The organism is Sorangium sp. So ce693 (genome assembly GCF_051521375.1).
Classification (GTDB): domain Bacteria; phylum Myxococcota_A; class Polyangia; order Polyangiales; family Polyangiaceae; genus Sorangium; species Sorangium atrum.
In genome coordinates this window covers 3,397,107-3,418,599 of the sequence record NZ_CP150347.1, presented here as the reverse complement: position 1 = coordinate 3,418,599, position 21,493 = coordinate 3,397,107, and the positions used below count along the sequence as shown (strand labels likewise).

16 protein-coding genes are annotated in these 21,493 nt (G+C 69.7%); 8 read left to right on the top strand and 8 right to left on the bottom strand.

Annotation, left to right across the window (positions count from 1 at the left end; all coding sequences use genetic code 11):
- Positions 1–30: 30 nt before the first annotated feature.
- Positions 31–3,258 carry a Ca2+-dependent phosphoinositide-specific phospholipase C gene (locus tag WMF14_RS13140; protein ID WP_437801322.1) on the top strand — a complete coding sequence of 1,076 codons (3,228 nt, stop codon included), beginning with the start codon at positions 31–33 and terminating at the stop codon, positions 3,256–3,258.
- Between the two features lie 85 nt (positions 3,259–3,343).
- On the opposite strand, the gene ribB is transcribed toward WMF14_RS13140, so the two are convergent.
- The 4 genes from ribB to WMF14_RS13120 form a co-directional block, all read right to left on the bottom strand.
- On the bottom strand, positions 3,344–4,486 hold the full coding sequence (gene ribB, locus WMF14_RS13135) for a 3,4-dihydroxy-2-butanone-4-phosphate synthase (RefSeq protein WP_437801321.1): 1,143 nt from the start codon (positions 4,484–4,486) through the stop codon (positions 3,344–3,346).
- 14 nt (positions 4,487–4,500) lie between these two features.
- Positions 4,501–5,439, bottom strand: a complete 939-nt coding sequence (locus WMF14_RS13130) for an aldo/keto reductase (RefSeq protein WP_437801320.1) — start codon at positions 5,437–5,439, stop codon at positions 4,501–4,503.
- A gap of 88 nt (positions 5,440–5,527) precedes the next feature.
- A complete protein-coding gene (locus tag WMF14_RS13125) occupies positions 5,528–6,595 on the bottom strand; it encodes an ABC transporter substrate-binding protein (protein WP_437801319.1) in 1,068 nt (355 codons plus the stop codon).
- Positions 6,596–7,040: 445 nt separating this feature from the next.
- Positions 7,041–8,282 carry a methyltransferase gene (locus WMF14_RS13120; RefSeq protein ID WP_437801318.1) on the bottom strand — a complete coding sequence of 414 codons (1,242 nt, stop codon included), beginning with the start codon at positions 8,280–8,282 and terminating at the stop codon, positions 7,041–7,043.
- A 290-nt stretch (positions 8,283–8,572) separates the two neighbouring features.
- Here WMF14_RS13120 and WMF14_RS13115 point away from each other — a divergent pair, with 290 nt between their 5' ends.
- Complete coding sequence (locus tag WMF14_RS13115; protein WP_437801317.1) at positions 8,573–9,133, top strand: pyridoxamine 5'-phosphate oxidase family protein; 561 nt, start codon at positions 8,573–8,575, stop codon at positions 9,131–9,133.
- Between the two features lie 2 nt (positions 9,134–9,135).
- On the opposite strand, the gene WMF14_RS13110 is transcribed toward WMF14_RS13115, so the two are convergent.
- Positions 9,136–10,089 (bottom strand): MBL fold metallo-hydrolase, encoded by a 954-nt coding sequence (locus WMF14_RS13110; RefSeq protein ID WP_437801316.1) that lies wholly within the window; start codon positions 10,087–10,089, stop codon positions 9,136–9,138.
- Between the two features lie 118 nt (positions 10,090–10,207).
- Positions 10,208–10,861, bottom strand: coding sequence for an MEDS domain-containing protein (locus tag WMF14_RS13105; RefSeq protein WP_437801315.1), 654 nt, complete (start codon positions 10,859–10,861; stop codon positions 10,208–10,210).
- 719 nt (positions 10,862–11,580) lie between these two features.
- Between WMF14_RS13105 and WMF14_RS13100 the strand changes: the two genes are divergently transcribed.
- The 6 genes from WMF14_RS13100 (at position 11,581) to WMF14_RS13075 (ending at position 19,117) form a co-directional block, all read left to right on the top strand.
- The gene (locus WMF14_RS13100; protein ID WP_437801314.1) at positions 11,581–13,032 is read left to right on the top strand and encodes an amidase; all 1,452 of its coding nucleotides are present in this window, start codon (positions 11,581–11,583) and stop codon (positions 13,030–13,032) included.
- 395 nt (positions 13,033–13,427) lie between these two features.
- Positions 13,428–13,805 (top strand): hypothetical protein, encoded by a 378-nt coding sequence (locus WMF14_RS13095; RefSeq protein ID WP_437801313.1) that lies wholly within the window; start codon positions 13,428–13,430, stop codon positions 13,803–13,805.
- A 320-nt stretch (positions 13,806–14,125) separates the two neighbouring features.
- Positions 14,126–15,334 (top strand): pyridoxal phosphate-dependent aminotransferase, encoded by a 1,209-nt coding sequence (locus WMF14_RS13090; RefSeq protein ID WP_437801312.1) that lies wholly within the window; start codon positions 14,126–14,128, stop codon positions 15,332–15,334.
- 148 nt (positions 15,335–15,482) lie between these two features.
- A complete protein-coding gene (locus WMF14_RS13085) occupies positions 15,483–16,592 on the top strand; it encodes an aromatic ring-hydroxylating oxygenase subunit alpha (RefSeq protein ID WP_437801310.1) in 1,110 nt (369 codons plus the stop codon).
- 75 nt (positions 16,593–16,667) lie between these two features.
- The gene (locus tag WMF14_RS13080; protein ID WP_437801309.1) at positions 16,668–17,885 is read left to right on the top strand and encodes a cytochrome P450 family protein; all 1,218 of its coding nucleotides are present in this window, start codon (positions 16,668–16,670) and stop codon (positions 17,883–17,885) included.
- 14 nt (positions 17,886–17,899) lie between these two features.
- Positions 17,900–19,117, top strand: coding sequence for a cytochrome P450 (locus WMF14_RS13075; protein WP_437801308.1), 1,218 nt, complete (start codon positions 17,900–17,902; stop codon positions 19,115–19,117).
- A 9-nt stretch (positions 19,118–19,126) separates the two neighbouring features.
- Here WMF14_RS13075 and WMF14_RS13070 read toward each other — a convergent pair whose 3' ends face one another.
- Positions 19,127–20,554, bottom strand: a complete 1,428-nt coding sequence (locus WMF14_RS13070; RefSeq protein ID WP_437801307.1) for a tyrosine-type recombinase/integrase — start codon at positions 20,552–20,554, stop codon at positions 19,127–19,129.
- Positions 20,555–20,949: 395 nt separating this feature from the next.
- Positions 20,950–21,267, bottom strand: a complete 318-nt coding sequence (locus WMF14_RS13065) for a hypothetical protein (RefSeq protein WP_437801306.1) — start codon at positions 21,265–21,267, stop codon at positions 20,950–20,952.
- Between the last annotated feature and the right edge of the window lie 226 nt (positions 21,268–21,493).

Sequence of the window (21,493 nt, the reverse complement as noted above, 5' to 3'; positions counted from 1 at the left end):
CGATCGACACCAACGAACGAGGAACCCACCATGAAACGGACGCTCTCGCCCCCCCATCACTCCCTCCTGCTCCTCGCCGCCCTGGGCGGGCTCGCAGGCGCACCTGCGTGCGCGGCGCCTCCAGACGACGGAGAGGTAGACCGCGTACCGCTCGAGGAGAAGGTCGCCGGAGAGGCGGCGCAGGCGCTGGGCACGGGGTCTCCGCGATTCAACGAGGTCGTGAGGAAGGGGACCCACAACTCGTACTTCACGGCACGGTGGATCAACGAGGAGTTCGGCGCCAGCGGGGCGGCCATGCCGCTCCTCGATCAGCTCCTGCACGAGCACGTGCGCAGCATTGAACTCGACATCTCGCGAGATCACGACCTCGCCGGCCAGTTCGTGGTCCGGCACTCCTACAACCACCTCGATCCGTTGCTCGCGGGCGCGGTCGCCCCGCTCGCGGGCCTGCCGCCACCGTTCGATCCGCTTTTCGCGTTCACGGTGCCGCCGCTGCTCGACGACATCAGCCACAAGAACACGCAATGCACGCACCTCTTCGATTGCCTCCAGATCCTCCGCAAGTACGACTACGCCCTGCCGAGCCACGAGGCGACGGTCGTCCACCTCGAGTTCAAGGAGATGAACATCTTCACCCAGGCGCGGCGCATGTTCGACGCGAGCCACTCCGCCGCCGACCTCGACGCGACGCTGTGGGAGGGGCTCGGCACCCGCCTGTACACGCCGCGCGAGATGCTCTCCCGGCCAGGGTGCCAGGGGAAGACGATCCGGCAGTGCGTCAAGGACGCCGGCTGGCCGACGCTCGAGGAGCTGCGGGGGCGCTACCTCGTCACCGTCCACGCGAACTGGGGGGACAATTACTGGGACTGGCTCGATTATGCGTCGGGCGACATGATGACGCACGTCGCGTTCCCGATGCGGGAGTTCTTCGCAAAGGACGCTTTGGGGCTGCCCGGCGACGTCCAGGCGAAGCTCCGCGTTTGTCCCGAGCACGACCCCTGGATCGAGATCAACGCCCAGTCGCTCGAGCTCAACAATGGCAACCCGAAGGTCGCCGACGTCGCCTGCGAGCCCTGGTACGCGGACGCGATTGAGAGGGCGCGTGAGAGCTCGGTGTTCGCGGGGGTCTGGCTGGACTCGCTGGACGCCACGGAGCGCGACAAACTGGTGAACGAGGGGGTCGTCCTGCGCTCCGACAGCGTGGCCACGACCGCCAGCACGAAAGTGCAGACCGAGCACGTCGACGCGGGCTTCCGGCTCATCACGAACGATCAGCCGTGGGCGTTCGCCGGGGATACGGGCAGCGCGCCCCTGCCCACGGACCCGGGGAACGCGGTCTTTCTGCCGTCGCCGCTCGGTCCGGCTCCGGCAATCCGGGAGCCGGGGCAGCGCCTGTACCTCCACTTGACGGGCCTCCCGAGCCCGGCGGCGTACGCCGGCACGACGCTCCCGATGCGCGGGTCGCCCACGCTCGATGCCTGGGAGGTCCAGCCCTCCACGACGCGCGGGCCTATCTCGCCCGAGTACGCCGCGAAGCTCGGCGGCCCGGGTACGCCGGCGCCGAACGCGGCCGTGCCCGGCGAAGGGTGCCTGTTCGCGGCGACGCCCGATCACGCGACCGAGGTCCGCCTCTGCCGCGATACGCGCGGCGAGGACGGCGCGCACGACGATCTGCTGCGCACCTGGCTGACGTTCACCGTCATCCGTCCCGGCCAGGCGCCGCAGACGACGCGCTGGCAGCTCCCGCATGGAACCTACGGCCGGTACCGGGGCGATCTCCTGCGGCTCCAGGTGACCCGCACGTCCCAGGGCGGCGTGGTGACCAGCACGGTGTTCCCGATGTCGGCGGGCGAGATCGGTGAGAGCGGCGTGCCCGCGTGGGAGCTCGCCGCCTTGCAGCTCGACTTCTCCGCGGATCTCTCCTTGCAGGGCATCTACGGGACGAACGACGTCGAGTTCGTGAAGCTGACGCGAAACGGCACGGAGGTCCCTGCGTCCATGCTCGCGACCCCCCACGCCGATCGGCTCGTGGATCTCTCGACACCGGCTTTCGGCGAGCCGAGGTGGAAGGGGACGAAGCTCGTGCTCTGGAATCAGTTCGGCAGCGCGTTCACCGGGGTGCACCGCGCCTTCGGCACGCGCGCGGGCCAGGGCCGCCACCTGTACACGACGGACCTCCACGAGGCGCGGACCGCGGGCGTCACGGCCGAGGCCGAGGGGTATTTCTTCCTGGCGCGCGATCCGGGCATGAGCGGCACGACCGCGCTGCTCAGGGCGCGCATCGGGCCGAAGACGCTCCTCACGACGTCCCCCGACTGCCAGCTTGGCACCGAGGAGGCCGCGCGCATGTGCGCCGAGCGCGTGGGGTACATCGCGACATCGCAGCTCCCAGGCACGACCCCGCTGTACCGGCTGCACCGCAACGGCGGCAACTACTTCAACTCCGGCGATTACCTCTACACGATCTCGAGCGCGGAGCAATCGAGCGCGATAGCGCAGGGGTACAAGGACGAGGGGATCATCGGCTACGTGTGGACTGCCGGTACGCTCGACGGCCTGCCGGTCCACGCGACCTGCAACACGCTCGCGCCGCCCGACTTCTGCACGCCGCACGTGTTCAACGGCAGCAGCGCGCACCAGATCGAGGAGGATTACATCGAGCCGCACGAGGCCATCTGGTACGCGTTCCAGGTGCCGTCGGGCGGGATCGTCGAGTCCTACCTGAACATCGTGGGCCCCGAGGACGTGGATCTCGCGCTCTTCGCTGATCCCGCCGGATGGCCGGTCAGCAGCAGCAACGGCTACAGCAATGTCGAGCTCGTGCGGGCGAGCCTGCCGCCTGGGTCCTGGGCCTACCTGCGGCTGAAGAGCTACGCGTCGAGCGCCGGCTACTACCGGCTGAGCCTCTCCGAGCCCGGCGCCGAGAGGGGGGAGTCGTCTCACCTCTGGCCGGGCAGCTATGGCTACCCCGCGCTCCAGCACCCTGCCCGCTTCCGCGTGGACGCGAACGAGGTCGATTACTACGCAGTGTCGAGCTGGAACGGAATCGGGCAGATCACTGTCGAATTCAACCACGCGGCGGGCGACATCGACGTGGCCCTCTACTCCTGGACGGGGGCCATCGTCGCCTCCAGCACCGGCGTGACGAACAGCGAGACGATCACCCTGCCCACCGCGCTCGACGGCCCCCACTTCCTGAAGGTCTATGGCTATCTGGGGGCCGTGAACGACTACTCCCTGATCGTGACCCCCCGCTGAGCGACCCGGGGGCCGGCGCGAGCGCATCGCGCCAGCCCCGCACGGCGATCCGCAAGCCACGCCGAGCGCATCGCACCGGCCCGGGTCAGCTCTGCAGGGCGGGAGACCCCGAGAGGCCGTCCCCTGCCCGCCCGCGCCGCGGCGGCGGCGCGCCGTGGCCCGCCGCCTGCGCCACGGGCTCGCCCGTCTCGAGGTCGATCTCCTTCTTGGGCCCGTCGTGCCGCGGGGCCCTCGAGTCGAGGAGCGTCACCCGGCGGTACCCGAGCGCCGCGAGCTCGCGCGCAGCCACGGCGAGCTCGAGCCCCATGGTGACGTCGGCTCCCGCGGCTGTCGGCTCGGCCGGCGGGGGCACATAGACCACCGCGCCGGCGCCCGCGGCCTCGATGTCTCGCAGGGCGTCGAACAGATGGGCGTCGCCGAGGAGGTCCGAGACGAATGCGGCGCGGTGGGTGTACACGAGGGCGGGGTCGCCGGCGTGCGCCGGCGCGCCGTGCGTCAGGAGGAGCAGCTGCCTCTCGCGACGTAGCGTGTACGTGTGCGCCCGCCACTCGCCGCTCGGGCTTCCTGCGGGCCGGAACGGGGCGCTCCGGACGCGCGCGGCGACGTCCTCGGACCGCACCCGGCAGCGGATGAGGTCATCGATGGAGACGAGCGGCAGCCCCTGTCGCGCCGCGAAGCGCGCGAGGTCCCGGCGGCGCGCCATCGTCCCGTCGTCATTCAGGATCTCGCAGATCACGGCGGCCGGCAGCGCCCCGGCGAGCCGCGCCAGGTCGACAGCGCCCTCGGTGTGCCCCTCGCGCTCGAACACCCCGTCCCGGCGCGCCCGCAGCGGGAACACGTGCCCTGGCGACACGACGTCTCGCGGCGACGCGTCCCGCGCGATCGCGGCCGCGACCGTGCGCGCCCGGTCGCGGGCGCTGATGCCGGTCGTGACGCCCTCGCGCGCCTCGATGCTCACCGTGAACGCCGTCGACCGGCGGGCGCCGGGCCGGGTCGCCATGAGCGGCAGCGCGAGGCGGTCCACCTGGTCCTCGGTGAGGGCGAGGCAGATCAGCCCCCGGCCGTGGGTCGCCATGAAATTGATGGTGGCCGGCGTCGCGTGCTCCGCCAGGACGACGAGATCTCCCTCGTCCTCGCGCGCCTCGTCGTCGACGAGGATCACCATACCGCCGGACTGGAGCTGCTCGACGGCAGCCTGAACACGCAACGTGGATGTCGAAACGGCCATGGATTCCTCTTCGCTCAGCGGGCCGGGAGCGGCGCCAGTCGATCGATCTCTTCCAGATCGGCCCCGGTCAGCCGGAAGCCCACGGCGGCGGCGTTCGCGCGCACCTGCTCCGGCGACGTCGCGCCGGCGATCACGGAGGCCACCGCAGGCCTGCTGGCGAGCCACGAGAAGGCCAGCTCCAGCAGCGTGTGGCCCCGGGACGCCGCGTAGGCGCCGAGCGCCGCGGCGGTCTGCCGGTTCCGCTCGGTCAGGAAGCGCGCGGAGAGCGCCGTGTCCTGCGACGAGAGCCGCGCGCCGACGGGCGCCGGGGCGTCGGGCCGGTACTTGCCGGAGAGCAGCCCGCTCGCCAGCGGGAAATAGGGCAGAAAGGCGATCCCGAGGCGCTTGCTGTCCGAGAGCACCTCGCGCTCGGGCTCGCGCTGGAGCAGGCTGTACTCGTTCTGGACGCTCACGAAGCGCGCTTTCCCCGGGCGGATGGCCTCCTCGGCGACGCGGATCTGCGCGGCCGAGAAGTTGGAGCTGCCGATCTCGCGCACCTTGCCGGCGCGGACCAGCGCGTCGAGCGCCTCCAGCGTGTCCTCGATCGGCGTCTCGGGATCGGGGCGGTGCAGCTGGTACAGGTCGATCCAGTCGGTGCCCAGCCGGCGCAAGCTGTCCTCCACGGCGCGCTGGATGTACGCCGGCCGCGCGCCGCCCCTGCGCTCGTCGTCGAGCGGGACGCCGAACTTGGTCGCGATGATCACCGAGCTCCGCCGGCTCCCGAGGGCCTTGCCGAGCAGCTCCTCGCTCTTCGTGCCGCCGTAGACGTCCGCCGTGTCGAAGAAGTTGATGCCGACGTCGAGCGCCGCGCCGACGACCGCCGCCGTCCTTTGCTCGTCGATTCGACCGCCGAAGTTGTTGCACCCCAGGCCCACGACCGACACGTCGAGCGAGCCAATCCGCCTCTTCTCCATCAGGTCATTCCTTGCAGCAAGTTGGGTTCGAGCGAGTCGCCAGCGCTGGCGGCGCAGGCCGCGCGTCGCGGCCCGCGCCCGCGTGCCGTCAGCCCTTCGGCTTGCCGTTCGCGTCCCACTCCGCCCAGAAGCGCTCGAGCCCGGTGTCCTTCAGCGCCCGGTTGAGGAAGCGCCGATCGGTCCAGGGCTCGACCTCGAACGTGCTCCTGATCAGGCCGTACTTCTTCGAGTCGGCGACCGCCGACCTGTACCGGGCGATGGCGTACTCGTCGAGCAGCGGGCTGGCGTTCTGCTTCATGTCCTCGCCCTGCTGCGCTTCCTTGTAGTTCGCGAAGGGCGTGCCGGACTTCGACCAGAGCTGGAAGGCCTGCGTGCGGTTCTTCTCGTCCGAGACCCACGCCGCCGACTTCACCGCGAGCGTGATGATCTTCTGCACGACGTCGGGGTACTCGTTGATGAAGTCCTCCCGCGCGATGATGCCTGAATTGCTCGGGTAGGTAGGGGAATCCCCCTTGGTCGTGTAGACGATCTTCCCGATCCCCTGGTCGCGCAGCGAGAGGTAGTCCGTGCCGCCGAACACCGCGTCGATGTCCTTCGTGGCGATCGCCGCCTTCGCGGTGGAGGCATCCATGCTGATGGACCGGATATCCTTCTCGGTCAGCCCGTGGCCCTCGAGGATCCGGTTCGCGGACAGCTGCGAGGCCGTGCCCTTCTGGAAGGCCACCTTCTTGCCGCGCAGATCCTTGACGCCGGTGATCGGCGAATCGGCGGGCACCACCAGGTAGGCGTGTCCGCGCCGGCTGGCGCTGGCCAGGAGCCGCGTCTTGAGGCCGCTCGCCCGGCCGACCACGGAAGGCAGGTGACCGTGAGTCCAGATGTCGAGCAGGTTGTTCGCGACCGCCTCGTTCACGGCCGGGCCGGCGCCGCGGAAGAAGTTCCACTTCACCTCGATGCCGTCCTTCTTGAACTCCTCGGCCAGGGTCCCCTGGAGGTGCAAGAGGGAGAAGAAGCTGCCTCCGGTGACGGGGCGATTGCCCACGCCGACACCGGGCACCCCGACGCGGATCACGCTGGGCCCGGCGGCCCGGGCCCTGCCTGCCAGAAGCGCCGCCGACACCGCTGCAGCGGCGCCTCCCAAGAACTGACGTCTTTGCATGGCGCCGTGATGTGCACCGTGCGTGCCATTCCATGAAACGCTTGGAATCAAGGGTCTGCCGCGCGGCACTGTTGCCAGGGAAGCACCCGATCCGCAGGGCTGCTGGCCCAGCGGTCACCACCGTGAACGTGGTCGTGGTCGTGAACGTGGTCGTGGTCGTGGTCGTGGTCGTGGTCGTGGTCGTGGTCGTGGTCGTGGTCGTGGTCGTGGTCGTCGACGACACGATCGTAGACGTGAACGTTCCGCCGGTACCTTGGTCGACGAGTGTCGCTGCCCCCGGCGACTTCCGGGGACGTTCACGTTCACGACAAGCCGTTGACGACCACGACCACGACCACGTTCACGACCACGACCACGTTCACGTTCACGACCACGTTGGTGACCGGGGGGGCGGGCTTGGGGCTCCACGGCACTGCCGCGCATCGGGTGAGCCGCGGGGGCCGCGTCAGCCGCCGAGCCCTCCCGGCCGGGCGCTCGCGAAGATCGCGACGTTCCTCGGCGTCACCTCGGTCTCGAACACGAGGGCCGCCTCGACCTCGTGCCCTCGCTCGCCGAGGGCCATCGCGCGATCCAGCGCGACCGCGACCTCCGTGAGGCGGGCCAGGAGCGCGCGCGGCAGCGTGAGCCGGCGCATCCGGCCGAACGCCGCGCGCGCCGCGACCTCGCGCTCGCGGAGCTCGGCCTCGGTCGCCGGGCAGAGGCCCCGCAGCGCGAGCGCCCGGGCCGCGAGCTCGCGCAGCCCGCCGTGCGCGCGCCGCCGGTTGATCCCGCGCATCTCCTCGCCCAGGGCGACGTCGAGCCCGCGGCCGCGGAGCAGCGACAGCAGCGCGTGCCGCCGCTCGCGCGCCAGGAGCTCCTCGTCGAGGCTGGCCTCGACCCCCGCGGGGCGCGCCGTCAGGTTGGTGAGCCCCAGCGCCTCGCGCTTCAGGACGAGCCCCGCCGCCCTGGCCGCGGCCGAGAGCGGGGCGCGGGCCGGCGCGCCGATCTTCTGAAGGCAGCACGAGACGAGCGCCAGGTCGCAGGGCGCCTCGGCCACCGCCGTCACCGTGCGGTCCCCGAGCTCGCCGCAGGCGTGCAGGCCCACCGCCAGGTCGTCCGGACCGAACGCCAGCGCCTGCTCGAAGGCGTCGAACGCCACGAAGCGCGCCCGGCCCCCGGCGGCCAGCGCGGAGGCGGTGGCCACGCGGTCGGGCTCACGCTCGAGGCCGATCGCGTCCCTGTCGAAGCGCGCGGCGGCCAGGCGGGTGAAGTGGCCGTGCCCCGCGCCCACGTCGACGAGGCGGCGGGCGCGGGCGGCCATGGGGGCCACGGCGCCGAGCAGGGCCTCCAGCTGGAGCCGCTTGCGCGCGGGCACCGCCCGGAGCTCGTCCAGCGACGCCGGCGGGAGCGGCTGGACAGGCCGCCGCGGCAGCCTCGCGGCCTCGTCCGCGGCCCGCGCCAGGGCCACGAGGCTCGGGGGCGGGCGCTCGAGGCCGTCGATGCACGTGGCGAGCCCCTCGGCCTCGCAGCGGGCGAGCTCGGCGTCGGAGAGCGACAGGAGGAAGCCCGTCCAGCCCCGCGCCTCGCACCAGGCCGGCGGCGCGCCCTCGTCGACCCGCGCTTCGACGATGTCGAGCGCCGGCACGAGCACCGCTAGGGCGCGCGCGAGGCGCTGGGCGACGGAGGGAGGCGTGGTCGACGGGGGCATGCGAGAGCCGGAGGCCGGGCGAGGACTACCGGATCCGCGCCGCGCCAGGAAGGCGCCTCTGGCGCGTCGCCGGGGGAGATCGCCGAGGCCTGAGCTCGGCTCAGATCGAGATTCGCCCGTGCACGGGGCTGCCGCAACAGGCGCTGGATCCCTCGGCTTTCCCCCTCCCCTCACCGCCGCGCCGCCCCTACACCACCGCGAGGCGCGGCACCACGCGGCGGCGCTGCGCCGTCGCGTAGAGAACCGCGCCCTCCAGCGCCCCTGCGCGTGCCCGCCGCCCACGAGGATCCATGGGACGAACCTTCTCCGAGCTGGACGACGACCTCATCGGCTTCCTCGCCGAGCAGCGCCTCTTCTTCGTGGCCTCCGCCCCCTCGGGCAGCGGCGGGCACGTCAACCTGTCGCCGAAGGGGCACGACACCTTCCGCGTGCTCGACCCGCGGACCGTGGCCTACCTCGACCTGACCGGCAGCGGCGTCGAGACCATCGCGCACCTGCGCGACAACGGCCGCATCACGCTGATGTTCTGCGCGTTCGACGGCCCGCCCCGCATCCTGCGCCTCCAGGGCCGCGGCGAGCCCGTCTTCCCCGGCGACCCGCGCTTCGGCGCGCTGGCGGACCTCTTCCCGCCGTTCCAGGGCGTCCGCTCGGTGATCCGCGTCGAGCTCGAGCGCGTCGCCACGTCGTGCGGCTACGCCGTGCCGCGCATGGCCTACGAGGGGGAGCGGGACACGCTGTCGAAGTGGGCGGAGCGCAAGGGGCCTGAGGGCCTCTCGCGCTATCGGCTGCAGAAGAACACGACGAGCATCGACGGCCTGCCGGGCCTGCCGCCGCCGTCGGAGGACGCGTGATCTCAGAGCCTGCGGGTCTCGCCGACGTCGAGGATCCAGAGGCGATCCATGTCGCCGCGGCCCTTCAGGAAGGCCTCGCGCGCGAGGACCGGCGGCTCGCCGATCGGCTCGTCGGTGAGCTTGTACGTGCCCCAGTGCATCGCGACGAAGGTGCGCGCGCCGAGCAGCTTGGACGCCTGCACGGCCTCTTCCGGGCCCATGTGCTGCGGCTCCATGAACCAGCGCGGGGCGTAGGCGCCGATGGGCAACATGGCCCAGTCGATGGATCCGCCGTTGCGCGCGCCGATCTCGGCGAAGCCGTCGAAGAAGCCGGTGTCGCCCGAGTGGTATGCGGTGCCCTCGGGGCCGCGGATCACGAAGCCGCCCCAGAGCGCCTCGTTCCTGTCCCAGGGCATGCGCATCGACCAGTGCCGCGCGGGCACGAGCGTGATCTCGACCTGGCCGACGTGGACAGACTGCCACCACGCGAGCTCGTCGATCGCGCCTGCGCCCAGCTTCGCGAGGAGCGCGCCGTTGCCCTGCGGCACCACGAAGCGGGGCCGGAGCGGCGAGCTCTTCTTGCCGAGCTTGCCCGGGTGCACCGCGTGCGCCGCGAGGATGCGCGACAGCGTGGGCGCGTCGAGGTGATCGCGGTGGTTGTGCGTGATCAGCACCAAATCGATCTCGGTGAGGTCCTCGAGCGGGATGCCCGCCGGGGCGAGCCGCTTCGTTGTGCCGAGGCCCGTCGCGAGAATTGGATCGATCAGGATGCGCAGGCCGCCGAGCACGAGCAGGAACGACGCGTGGCCAATCCACGTGAGCGAGGCGCGGCCGCTCTCGACGAGCGAGCGGTCGTACGTGCGGTGCGGCGTGACGAACCCGTCAGCGACGGCCTTCTCGCGGGCGCCGAGCTTCCACTTGAGGACGTCGGCCGCGCCGCGCGCGGGCGTGGTGGCAAGATGATCGAAGCGTCCCACGCAGGGGGGTATACCACACGGAGCGAGGCGGCGATCGTGCCAGCCCGGCGCGCGAAGCCAAGCGCCGCGGCGCCCCGGGCGCCTGCCGCGGGATGCGGACCAGCCGAAGGCGTGAGGGTCAGCCCGCGTTCGCGAGAGACACGGGCGCTCGCCGCAGCGCGAGCTTCTTCAGGAACGTCACCGGGTCGAGGTAGTACGGATTCTCGTGCACGTGGCCGCCGATGATCACGTGCGAGTGCGTGGCGAGCACATCGGCGATCACCCGGCCGCTGAAGCGATTGACGTCGTAGCAGCAAAGAAGCGTGCAGTCGTGCTTGGGAGCCAGCGTGTTCACCTTTGCTTCGTAGACCATCAGGTCCTCGGTGCCCGGCAGGCTCTTCAGCGCCCATTCCATGTCGCCGCAGGTGCGAACGGACTTGAACTCGCCTTCGGCTGCGCCCTGGAGCACGCCCTCGAGCGTCGAGAGCATGCGGTCCGCGACGAACACGTTGTCCTGGAGGTACGTCTGCTCGGAAGGCACGACCTTGAGCTGGCCACGCTGAATCGCATCCTGCACGGGCACGCCGCCCTTCTGCATCCGATCCACATGGTCGTCATGCACGCTCGACTCGAGGATGGTCACCACCTCGTCGCCGATATCGATTCCTTCCTGGAAGTACGGATTGAGGACGTCGTACATTTCCTTGCGCGAATCGAAGAACGCGCAGATGTGCTGCAGGCCATGCAGCTCCGTGCCGCAGAGGCTCACTTTTCGCGTACGTGTTGGCGCCATGTTTCACTCCTAGGGCTCGTACGCTTACCACCTAGTCGCATCCGCGTCGACCCACATCTCGGCGGCGTTCAGCCAGCTCGCGTGCTTCGGCGTGTAGTGGAATTCGAAACGCGAGGCAAGCGCACGGCCCCGCTCGGCCCGGAGGCCTCGACGAGCATCGCGAGCTCTGCCATGCATTCGGCCTCAGCCGTGCTGCGACCGCGGCGGCCGTCTTCGCAAGGAGCACCGCATCTCCCTGAAGCGCTCGATTCGGTACGGGCAGCGCTGATTGGGGGAAGAGGCGTGCGATGGACAGATGGAGGCGTCAGCCCTTTCGACACGTCGACCGTGCGCGTCGAGCCGTACAAGCTCGGGTGGACGCGCGAACCCTGCTGCGCCACGAACATGGATGGAAAGCCCGGTGCATGACGAAAGGTGCATGCCGGGTTTGGACGTGGCGGCCAAAGACCGATGCGGCGCAAGCCGTGCACGGCGCCGGCCGTCCACCGAACTACGAATGCGACAGCCGCGCCCTCTCGCCGGAGACGCCATCCTGTGCCCGGCGTCGCGGTCGGCTGTGATGCACGACAGATCTACACGACAAGGACCATGGCGGGGACACCGAGGCAAACGCGCATATCCGTCACGTCCGTTGCATCCGTCATGTCCGTCATGTCCGTCATGTCCGTCATGTCCGTCATGTCCGTTGCAAAGGACACACCGTCCGTTATAGTGGACACATGCTGCTCGCCTCGCTCGTGCAAGCCACCGCCGTCGAGCTCCTCGCGCTCTATCGCTCCCGCAGCGCCTCCCCCGTCGAGGCGCTCCGCGCCGTCCTCGCCCATGTGGAGCGCCACGGAGCCTCGCTGAACGCGTTCGCGCTCCTCGACGAGGAGCGGGCCCTGGAGGCCGCGCGGGCGTCCGAGGCGCGCTGGGCTCGAGGCGAGCCGGTGGGGCGCCTGGACGGGGTGCCTGTCTCGGTGAAGGACCTCCTGCTCACGCGCGGCTGGCCGACCCGGCGGGGCTCGCGCACCGTGGACGCGGCTGGCCCCTGGACGGAGGACGCGCCCGCCGTCGCCCGCCTGCGGGAGCACGGGGCGGTGCTCTTCGGGAAGACGACGACCTCCGAGTTCGGCCTGAAGGGCCTCGGGGACAGCCCGCTGACCGGGATCACGCGCAACGCGTGGGACCCACGGCGCACGCCGGGCGGCAGCAGCGCCGGCGCCGTCACGGCGGTGGCGGCCGGCTTCGGTCCGCTCGCCGTCGGAACGGACGGCGGCGGCTCGATCCGCGTGCCGAGCGCGTTCTCCGGGGTGGTGGGGTGCAAGCCGACCTTCGGTCGGGTGCCCGCGCACCCGGCGAGCGTGGTGGGGGTGCCCCCGCACGTGGGGCCGATCGCGCGCACCGTCGGCGACGCGGCGCTGCTCCTCTCGGTCCTCTCCGGTCCTGACGACCGCGATCCGTTCCGGGCCCCGCCGCCACGCGAGGACGCGCTGTACCTGGGCGCGCTCGTCGCGGTCGACGCCTCCGACGCCCCCGACACGTCCGACACGCTCGACGCGTCCGACCCGCTCAATGCAAGGTTCCTGCGCCGCGTGCGGGTCGGCGTGAGCGCCACGCTCGGGTACGTCGATCTGCCGGGCGAGACGCGGGCCCGCTTCGACGCGGCGGTCGCGCTCCTGCAACGGCTCGGCGCCGAGGTGGAGGAGGTGGCGCCGCCGTTCGTTGACCCGGGGGGCGTGCTGCGGACGCTGTTCGCGGCGCGCGCCGCGCACACGGTGCGGGAGCTCGGACCGGAGCAGCGCGCGCTGCTCGATCCGGCGGTCCAGAGCGCGGCAGCCCAGGGAGAGGCGCTGAGCGCGGTGGCGTACCTCGAGGCGGAGCGGCAGCGCGCGGAGCTGGCGCTGACCATGGCCGCGTTCCACCGCCGCTTCGATCTGCTGGTGACGCCGACGTCGGCCGGGGCCGCGCCCCTGATCGACGGCGGCGCGCTCCCCCCCTCCTTCGCCGCGCCCTTCAGCCTGACGCGCCAGCCGGCGATCAGCGTGCCGATGGGCCTCACCAGCGCCGGCCTGCCGCTCGGGCTGCAGATCGTGGGGCGCCACTTCGAGGAAGCGCTGGTCCTGCGCGCCGCGCTCGCGCTCGAGCGCGAGAGCGCCCCGCTGAAGGCGCCGCCGCTCCGCGCGAGCTGAACGGTCGCGCGAGGCCGCGACCCGATAAGCGCGGCGGTCCGCTTCGTGTCGATTCGATCCTCCTTCCCACTGACCCTGATCCAACGCTCGAACGCGTGCGGCACGAGGCGGGCAACCTCGTGCTGGCCCCCCGAAGCTCGCGGTCCTTCAAGCAACGCGGCCTGCCGCGGGGCCCGAGCTCGCGACCGCAGCCTGGGACCGGCGGAGCGCCCGCGATGCGCGACTACGCGCACACGTGAGCGAGGTTTCGCTCAACCACGCGCGCACGTGAGCGAGGTTTCGCTCAACATGCCCACGCACGCCTCCAAGGAATGGCCCGAAGAAGCAGGGGGTTTGATGCGTGGGCACCTGCCTTGCTCTGAGGGAACAGCGAACCCTCACAAGGAGCAGCTCAGATGAAGAACACCATTCGCGCCGCGCTCGCCGTCCTGTCTCTCGCCTCCGGCCTCCTGGCCGGCTGCGTCGTAGCCCCCGAAGAAACGACCACTCCGGAGGAGACGACGGCCGTGACAGAGGCGCTCGTGAACAACGGTGGGGGCACGGGTTCGCTCAGCTGGTGGTGCAGCGAAGACGGAAGCTGCACGTGCGAGGGTGGAACGCTGTCGTCTGACTGCTGGGGGCTCTCTCCATACTGCATCGACAGATTCGAGTGTCGCATCAACCCGCCGTACCTGTGCTATTGCCACTGGAAGTCCGTGCGGCAAAACCCGGGCGTCAAGGCGACGACCGGGACAGTCGGGAACGCGACAGTCGGGACAGCGATCAGTCCGTGAGCGCCCGCGCGGCGGTCAAGGAGACCAGCCGAGCGGCGCGGGGGCGCGCGCGGGCTCCACACGGGACGACGAAGGCGTCGACAGGTGCCCCACGAGCGCCTGCGGGGGGGGGCCTGCGGGGGGGGGGGGACAACGACCGCTCCGTAAGCCGAGCTCGCACCGCGGCCCATCCTCACCCTGGTCGCACGCCTCCGCGCACAAGCTCTTGGGCCGCGCCTCTCGCTCTTCCTTCTTGCAACGGGCCAGCGAAGGTGGCCTCCTGAATCCTGGGGACGACTGGCCTGGTTGATGCTGGTCGAACACCACGGGAGGAGCGCGCCATGCAGCCTCGAACGACAGCGAGCAACGCACCCATCGCCCCGGTTCGCCGGTCCGGCGCGCCGCCCATCGACATGGCGCTGAACCACGGCACGTACTGTTCCGAGCGGTGCGCGGACGTCCTGCGGCGACACGCCGGCAGCATCTCCCTGCGGAGCTACCCGGCCGGAGACAACGGAGATCTCCGGCGCGCGCTCGCCGCGGACGCGGGCGTCAGGCCGGAGAACGTGCTGGTCGCCAACGGGAGCGGCCCGCTGCTCAAGACCTGCATCCCGTCCCTGATCGAGCGCGAGATCAAGCGTTCGGCGATGCGAACGCTGCGCTTCTTGCTGAAGCGCACGGCGTATCCCATCATCACCACGCGGCTCACCTACTCCAAGGTGCCTGCCTCCGGCGTCCGCGTGAGGCTGCGATGCGACCTGCTCCCGCTCTGCCCGGAGAACGGCTTCGCGCTCGACATGAACATGCTCGAGTCGCGCCTCTCGCGGCAGGACGGCCTGGTTTACCTCTGCAACCCCAACAACCCCACGGGCAACGTCCTCATCACGAGGCAGGAGCTCGGTCCGCTGCTCACCCGGTTCCCGAAATCCCTCTTCTTCATCGACGAAGCCTACGTGCACTACCTCGAGGAGAGCCCGAACACCCGGATGGCGGACCTGGTGCTGCGCCATCCCAACCTGATGGTGCTGCGCAGCTTCTCCTTCGCCTACGGGCTCGCGTCGGTGCGCGTGGGGTACGCCATGGGGAACGCGAAGGTGGTGGCGCAGATGGAGGCCAAGATGACGCCGCACCGGGTCGGGCAGCTGGCAGCGGAGCTCGCGATGGCGTCGCTCCAGGACAGCGGACACCTCGGATTCGTCCGGCATCAGACGGCGAGGGAGCGAGCCAGGCTGATGGCAGCCATCGGAGCTCATCGCGCTCTGGAGGCTTATCCGTCACAGACCAACTTCATCCTGTGCCGCGCGCGCGGGGCGTGGTCCGGGGCGAAGATCCACGACGCGCTGCTCGCCCGAGGCGTGAAGGTGAAGGCCTTCGAGCCGTTCGGCGACGAGCGATACGACGAATACTTCCGCGTGACCGTCGGCCTGCCGGCGGAGAACACCTGCTTCATCGAGCAGCTCGACGCCCTGATGAGCCCGCGCCGCAGGGAGGGGCCTTCCATGACGGCGGCGCCGGCGGTGCGCCAGGTCGAGCTCTCGGAGCTTGCTTAGCCGAGAATTTGCTCAAGGTTCCGGGAATGGAGCCCCGAGGACCGAAACCCGTCCCTGCCTGCCTGACCGACACGCAGCGGGAGATCCTGGAACCCCTGGTACCAGCGCCTGAGCCCGCTCTCCAGCCTGTATGAAGCATGCGGAGCAGGTGACGCTGATACGGCGCACGCTCGATCTGATCCAGCGGCGGACCACGGACATGGACGCGGAGCCGGAGCAGAGGCCGGTGGACATCTACACATCACCGACGCGGCTCGAGAGGGAACGAGGGCAGCTGTTCCAGCGCTACCCCATCGTCCTGACGAGCGCGGCGCTCCTGCAAAGGCCGGGCGATTACGTCACCCACGACGGGCTGGGCGCGCCGATCCTGCTCTGCGTCGACAAGGAGGGCCAGATCAGGGGGTTCTTGAACGTCTGTCGCCACCGAGGTGCCCGGCTCCTGGACGGCCCCACGGGCGTCGCCCGGAGCTCCTTCACGTGCCCTTTCCACGGATGGACCTATGGGCTCGATGGCAAGCTGCTGAACGTCCCGCACGCCTACGGCTTTGCCGAGGGGCATTGCGAACGCACCGCGCTCACCCCGTTCCCTGTGCGGGTGAAGTTCGGCATGGTGTGGACCGATCCTGGGCCGGATCTGGATGCCTTTCTGGGTCCCCTCGCGCAAGAGCTCGCCGGCTGGAACCTCTCGCGCCTCCAGCCGGCATATCAGCTCACCTTCTCGCCCAACGCGAACTGGAAGCTCCTCATGGAAGTGGCATTCGAGGTCTATCACTTCCGGAAGACGCACGCGCAGACGATCGCACCCTGGCTATACGACAACATCGCCCTGCATGACGACTTCTATCCCCACCAGCGCATGATCGTCCCCAGAAACAGGATCAACGCGTGCCTGGACCGCGATCCAGCGAGCTGGGATCTCCTCTCCGTCGCGAATGTCGTCTATCTGATATTTCCAAATACGGTCCTCATGCTGCGAGAAGGACCGACCATTCTCCAGACGGTGTTTCCGAGCAGCCTGGATCGGACGCTCTGGCGCACGTGGGCGAGCGCCGCCCGCGTCCCGCAGACGGAGCGCGAGGTGCGCCATACAAGAGCAGACAGAGAGAGCTTCGAGACGACACTGGACGAAGACTTCAGGAGGGTGACGTCGATCCAGAGCGGGCTGCGCTCCGGCGCGAACCAGGTCGTCACGTTCGGCCGCTTCGAGCTCGGGCCCATCCGGTTTCACCGCGCGCTCGACGACTTCCTCGCGAGGTGAACGCGCGTGTCCACCGGCACGCAACGGCTCCGGAGCTCGGTCGCCGGTGGATCAGGAGGAATCAGGAGGAAGACGATGACATCCGCGGTCACGCACAAGGAATGGTCAGCGGACAGCTTCGACGCGCTGGATCCCGCCTTCGTGGCGGACCCCTACCCGTTCTACGCGCGCCTCCGGGCGGAAGCGCCGGTCCATTTCGTCGCCTCGGTAGGGGAATGGTGGATCACGAAGTATTCCTACGCGAAGCTCGTCCTGGCCGACAAGCGCTTGACGACACAACGTGAAAAGGTCATGGCCGTCGTCCCGCGCCGCGGCTCCGGATCCTGCCCATGGACCCCGAACATGATGGAGCTGGATCCACCGGAGCATGACCGGGTGCGCGCCCTCGTCGGCAAGGCGTTCACGCGCGAGGTGGTCCAGCGCCTCCGGTCGAGGATCGAGGAGATCGCGCACGAGCTCGTGGACCTCGTCGAGGGGCACGGGCGGATGGACGTCGTGGCCGACTACGCGTATCCCTTGCCGACGTTCGTGCTCTGCGAGCTGATGGGCTTGCCAGCGTCGGAGCAAGAGCAATTTCGCGCGTGGACGACCCGGATTCATCTGAAGTTCGACCAGGCTCAACCGCCGGAGGTGCGGCAGCACGGCGAAGAGGCCTATGACGCTGCGCGAGAGTACCTGAGCGGGGTGATCTCCGAGCGGCAGGTACGCCCGGGGGCCGATCTGATCAGCGCGCTGATCTCGGCCGACGACAACGGCGATCGGCTCGCGCTCCCGGAGCTCTTGTCGAACCTCACGTTCTTTCTCTACGCCGGCTTCGAGACGACGGCCCGGATGATCTCGGCTGGCGTGTACACCTTGCTCTCGCATCCCGATCAGCTGACGCTGCTTCGAGGCCACCCGGAGCTGACGCAGACGGCCGTCGAGGAGCTGCTGCGCTACACGTCGCCCGGGCAGCGAGGGATGGAGCGCTGGGCGCTCACGGATCTCGAGCTCGGGGGCAAGCAGATCCACAAGGGGGATCGGCTCTCCGTCGTGCTGGGCGCCGCCAACCGCGACCCCGAGGTGTTTCCGGAGCCCGATCGGCTGGACATCACGCGGAGGCACAACCCGCACCTGGTGTTCGCCCGGGGCACGCACGCGTGTCTGGGCTCCTTCCTCGCCATCACCGAGCTCGAGATTGCCTTCTCGGTGCTGCTGCGCCGGCTGCCGCGGCTCGAGCTCGCGACCCCGGAGCCGACATGGGAGCCCAACACCAAGCTCCGCGGGATGGCGGCGCTGCACGTCCGTTTCTAGGCCGGAGGAAGAAGATGACATCCGCGGTCACGCACAAGGAATGGTCAGTCGACAGCTTCGAAGCGCTGGATCCCGCCTTCGTGGCGGACCCCTACCCGCTCTATGCACGCCTCCGGGCGGAAGCGCCGGTCCATTTCGTCGCTTCGGTAGGGGAATGGTGGATCACGAAATCTTCCTACGCGAAGCTCGTCCTGGCCGACAGGCGCTTGACCACACAACGTGAAAAGCTCATGGCCTTCCCCCCGCGCCACACCTCCGGATCCTGCCCGTGGGCCCATAACATGATAGAGCTGGATCCACCCGAGCATGACCGGGTGCGCTCCCTCGTCGGCAAGGTGCTCACGCGCGAGGCGGTCCAGCGCCTTCGGTCGAGGATCGAGCAGGTCGCGCATGAGCTCGTGGATCGCGTCGAGGGGGACGGGCACATGGACATCATGGCCGACTACGCGTATCCCCTGCCGACGAACGTGCTCTGCGAGCTGATGGGCTTGCCGGCATCGGAGCGAGAGCAACTTCGCGCGTGGATGCCCGGAATTCATCTGCAGTTCGATCAGGCTCAACCGCCGGCGGTGCGACAGCAGGGCGAAGCCGCCGATGGCGCCGCGCGAGAGTACCTGAGCCGATGGATCGCCGAGCGGCAGGTGCGCCCGGGCGCCGACTTGATCAGCGCGCTGCTCTCCGCCGAGGACCACGGCGATCGGCTCGCGTTTCCGGAGCTCTTGTCGAACCTCAGCTTGCTCCTCTACGCCGGCTTCGAGACGACGGCCCGGATGATCTCGGCTGGCGTGTACACCTTGCTCTCGCATCCCGATCAGCTGGCGCTGCTTCGAGGCCACCCGGAGCTGATGCAGAGCGCCGTCGAGGAGCTGCTTCGCTACGCGTCGCCTGTACAGCGGGGCGTAGAGCGCTGGGCGCTCACGGATCTCGAGCTCGGGAGCAAGCTGATCCGCAAGGGGGATCGGCTCTCCGTCGTGCTGAGCGCCGTCAACCGCGACCCCGAGGTGTTTGCGGAGCCCGATCGGCTGGACATCACGCGAAAACACAACCCGCACCTGGTATTCGCCCGGGGCACGCATGCGTGCCTCGGGTCTTTGTTTGCCATCACCGAGCTCGAGATCGCCTTCTCGGTGCTGCTGCGCCGGCTGCCGCGGCTCGAGCTCGCGACCTCGGAGCCGACATGGGGGCCCAACACCAAGCTCCGCGGGATGACGGCGCTGCACGTCCGCTTCTAGTTCCGCGTGTCAGAAATCCCGCCAGGATTTCTGCGACGACGAGGCGGAGGCGGACGAAATATCAATAATTTCAATCTGTTCTGTCGGATTCGCGGCCGGGTCGCTCGCCGGCGTGGCCCAACGCGGGCCCAACGGGCCGCCTGCAGCCACCGGGGCGCCCGCTGCGGGCTGGCCGGCGTGGTCAACTACCGCGCCCGGCGCTCGGTGGTGCAGCGCGCGGACAAGGGACGCGCCGTTGCTCGGCGACGGCGAGCTCGCCTCCGGTCCCGCGGACATGGGATCACCGCCACCTAAACGGCTGCCCCTGCCGTTCAGCTCGGGGATCGCCTCGTCCAGAGGCGCGAAATCCCCCAAGCCGAGCTCAGCAACCTTGCGCGCCGCGCGCTTGTAGTGGTGGATCTGACGGCTCGACTTATGCCCGGTCCGATCGGAGATCCACGTCTCCGTGCGGCCGTTCGCGAGCTTGATCGTGATGAAGGTCGCGCGGGTGTCGTGCAAGCGTATATTCAGCCGTGACTGCGTGGTCTCGAACAACTCGGGCCGATCGATGCCAGCACGGCGCAGGTGATTTCGAAAGTTGTGCGCCCCACTGCGCCCCGGAAGCGGCCCGCTCGGCCCAATGAAGACACGCTCCTTCGGGGGACATATAGCGAAATAGGCCCGAAGCGCGCGCACGACGTCGGGTGAGAGTGCCCAGGCGCGTGGGTCATCCGTCTTGTTCTCGTCGAGCACCACGGCGCCGCGCTCGAGATCGAGGTCGGACGGCTCCAGCCTTCCGGCCTCGTCTGCCCGCATTCCCTCGCGAATCAGGAAGCCATAATAGATCCGATAGGACAACGGAATATTCACCGCCGCCATGAGGCGACTATCCTCGTCGGGATAGAGGGAGCCTTTGGCCTTGTTGTCCTCCGCCTTGGGGATCCATCCACGCGGCAGCGGATTGCTGGCGATGATGCGCGCCGGATAGGTCGCGAGCGCGAGTATCCGATGAATGACCTTTGCGACTCCTTGACGCGAGGAGTCCTCAAGATGTCCTGGCAGCATGGAGATCGCTCGATCCGCATGATCGAGCGTCAAACGAGGGAGAGGAACGGGGCCGAGTACCCGTAGGACGTGGTTGAGCTTATGCCGGTATTGCTCGGGATGGCGCAGCGCTTTCACATGCAGTGGGTATTGCTCGGCGAGCCTTCCAGAAACAACCAACTCGGCGAACTCAGCGAAGGTTGTTTCGCCGGATGCGCGAGCACGCGCTTCGCCCCTGCAGAGTTGCTCGATGGCAAGCCGGACGTCGCGGAGCGCGCTGCCCTCGCGCGCAGCAGCCCGCTCCAGCAGCGGCAAGCCGAGGACGATCTGGCCGGCTGCGAGCAGACGCCCGGCGAGATCAGACAGCACCTCCAGGCGCGCGTTGGCTTCCTGCTCGGTCCGGCACGTCGGCAAGCTGAACGTGGATCGACCGGCCTCACCGAGGCTGAGGCGCGCGGTCCACGTCTTCCCGCGCAGCCGGACGGACCCGGAGCCGTTGGCGCGCTTTTCTCCTGCTGGACTGCCAGGGGCGCGGGCGGCCAGCTTCGGGCGATCCGTCGTGCTCGCCGAACTCGGCGAGTCTGCGACAGGCACAGCTGCCTCTGCGGCCGGAGAGGGGCGCCCGCCAGAGCGGCTCGAACGCAAACGCCGATCGGTCGACGCCGGTGCAGGGAGGGATGTGGTGGGGAATGAAGCCGAGCGCTTGGCGCGCGCCCGTCGCTGGGGTACGTCGGTCATGGATCGGTCTCCGGTGATGCGGGGGTCGATCAAGGGCCCGTCCGGCGTTCGCTGCGCCGAGCGGGCCCGCTCTACTTCGGCGGCAGCCTAGCACGGCTTGCTACTGCGGAAGGAGCGCTCGCCCGGCCGGAGCGCGGACATGGAACAGATTCGAGGCCGACAGAGGCCAGCACGGCGGCAACCCGCGTGCGCTCATCCACCTCTTCGTCACGGCGCGATTCTGGGTCACCGGCCAGCGCCTGGAGGTAGGCGACGAATGCTTCGCGCTGGACGAGGCGCAGCTTGCCAAGCCTCGTGACCGGGAGCGGGAAGCCCGATCCGCGGATCGTGTCGAGGTAGACGCGTGCCGGGATCCCGGTGACCGACTCGACGTTCTTCTGCGAGAGCATCTCCGGCTGCGGCGCTGTGAGTGTGAGCCCCTCCAGCGGGATCGCGAGCGTTGCCGTTGCTGTGACGGGATGGGCAAGCCCCCTCGGGGGGCACGATCCTCGGGCAGGCACGTCCGGGAATGTCCTCTCGACCACGCGCGTGCCGTTGTCCGCCTGACGAAGAGCAAGGGGTGCCGATACACGGGCGAGAGCCGCTCGTGTCATGATGTACCTCCATCCGTGTTGG

Coding starts and splice junctions, on each gene's coding strand:
- WMF14_RS13140 (WP_437801322.1), top strand. CDS start 31: ATGAAACGGACGCTCTCGCCCCCCCATCACTCCCTCCTGCTCCTCGCC.
- ribB (WP_437801321.1), bottom strand. CDS start 4,486: ATGGCCGTTTCGACATCCACGTTGCGTGTTCAGGCTGCCGTCGAGCAG.
- WMF14_RS13130 (WP_437801320.1), bottom strand. CDS start 5,439: ATGGAGAAGAGGCGGATTGGCTCGCTCGACGTGTCGGTCGTGGGCCTG.
- WMF14_RS13125 (WP_437801319.1), bottom strand. CDS start 6,595: ATGCAAAGACGTCAGTTCTTGGGAGGCGCCGCTGCAGCGGTGTCGGCG.
- WMF14_RS13120 (WP_437801318.1), bottom strand. CDS start 8,282: ATGCCCCCGTCGACCACGCCTCCCTCCGTCGCCCAGCGCCTCGCGCGC.
- WMF14_RS13115 (WP_437801317.1), top strand. CDS start 8,573: ATGGGACGAACCTTCTCCGAGCTGGACGACGACCTCATCGGCTTCCTC.
- WMF14_RS13105 (WP_437801315.1), bottom strand. CDS start 10,861: ATGGCGCCAACACGTACGCGAAAAGTGAGCCTCTGCGGCACGGAGCTG.
- WMF14_RS13100 (WP_437801314.1), top strand. CDS start 11,581: ATGCTGCTCGCCTCGCTCGTGCAAGCCACCGCCGTCGAGCTCCTCGCG.
- WMF14_RS13095 (WP_437801313.1), top strand. CDS start 13,428: ATGAAGAACACCATTCGCGCCGCGCTCGCCGTCCTGTCTCTCGCCTCC.
- WMF14_RS13090 (WP_437801312.1), top strand. CDS start 14,126: ATGCAGCCTCGAACGACAGCGAGCAACGCACCCATCGCCCCGGTTCGC.
- WMF14_RS13080 (WP_437801309.1), top strand. CDS start 16,668: ATGACATCCGCGGTCACGCACAAGGAATGGTCAGCGGACAGCTTCGAC.
- WMF14_RS13075 (WP_437801308.1), top strand. CDS start 17,900: ATGACATCCGCGGTCACGCACAAGGAATGGTCAGTCGACAGCTTCGAA.
- WMF14_RS13065 (WP_437801306.1), bottom strand. CDS start 21,267: ATGCTCTCGCAGAAGAACGTCGAGTCGGTCACCGGGATCCCGGCACGC.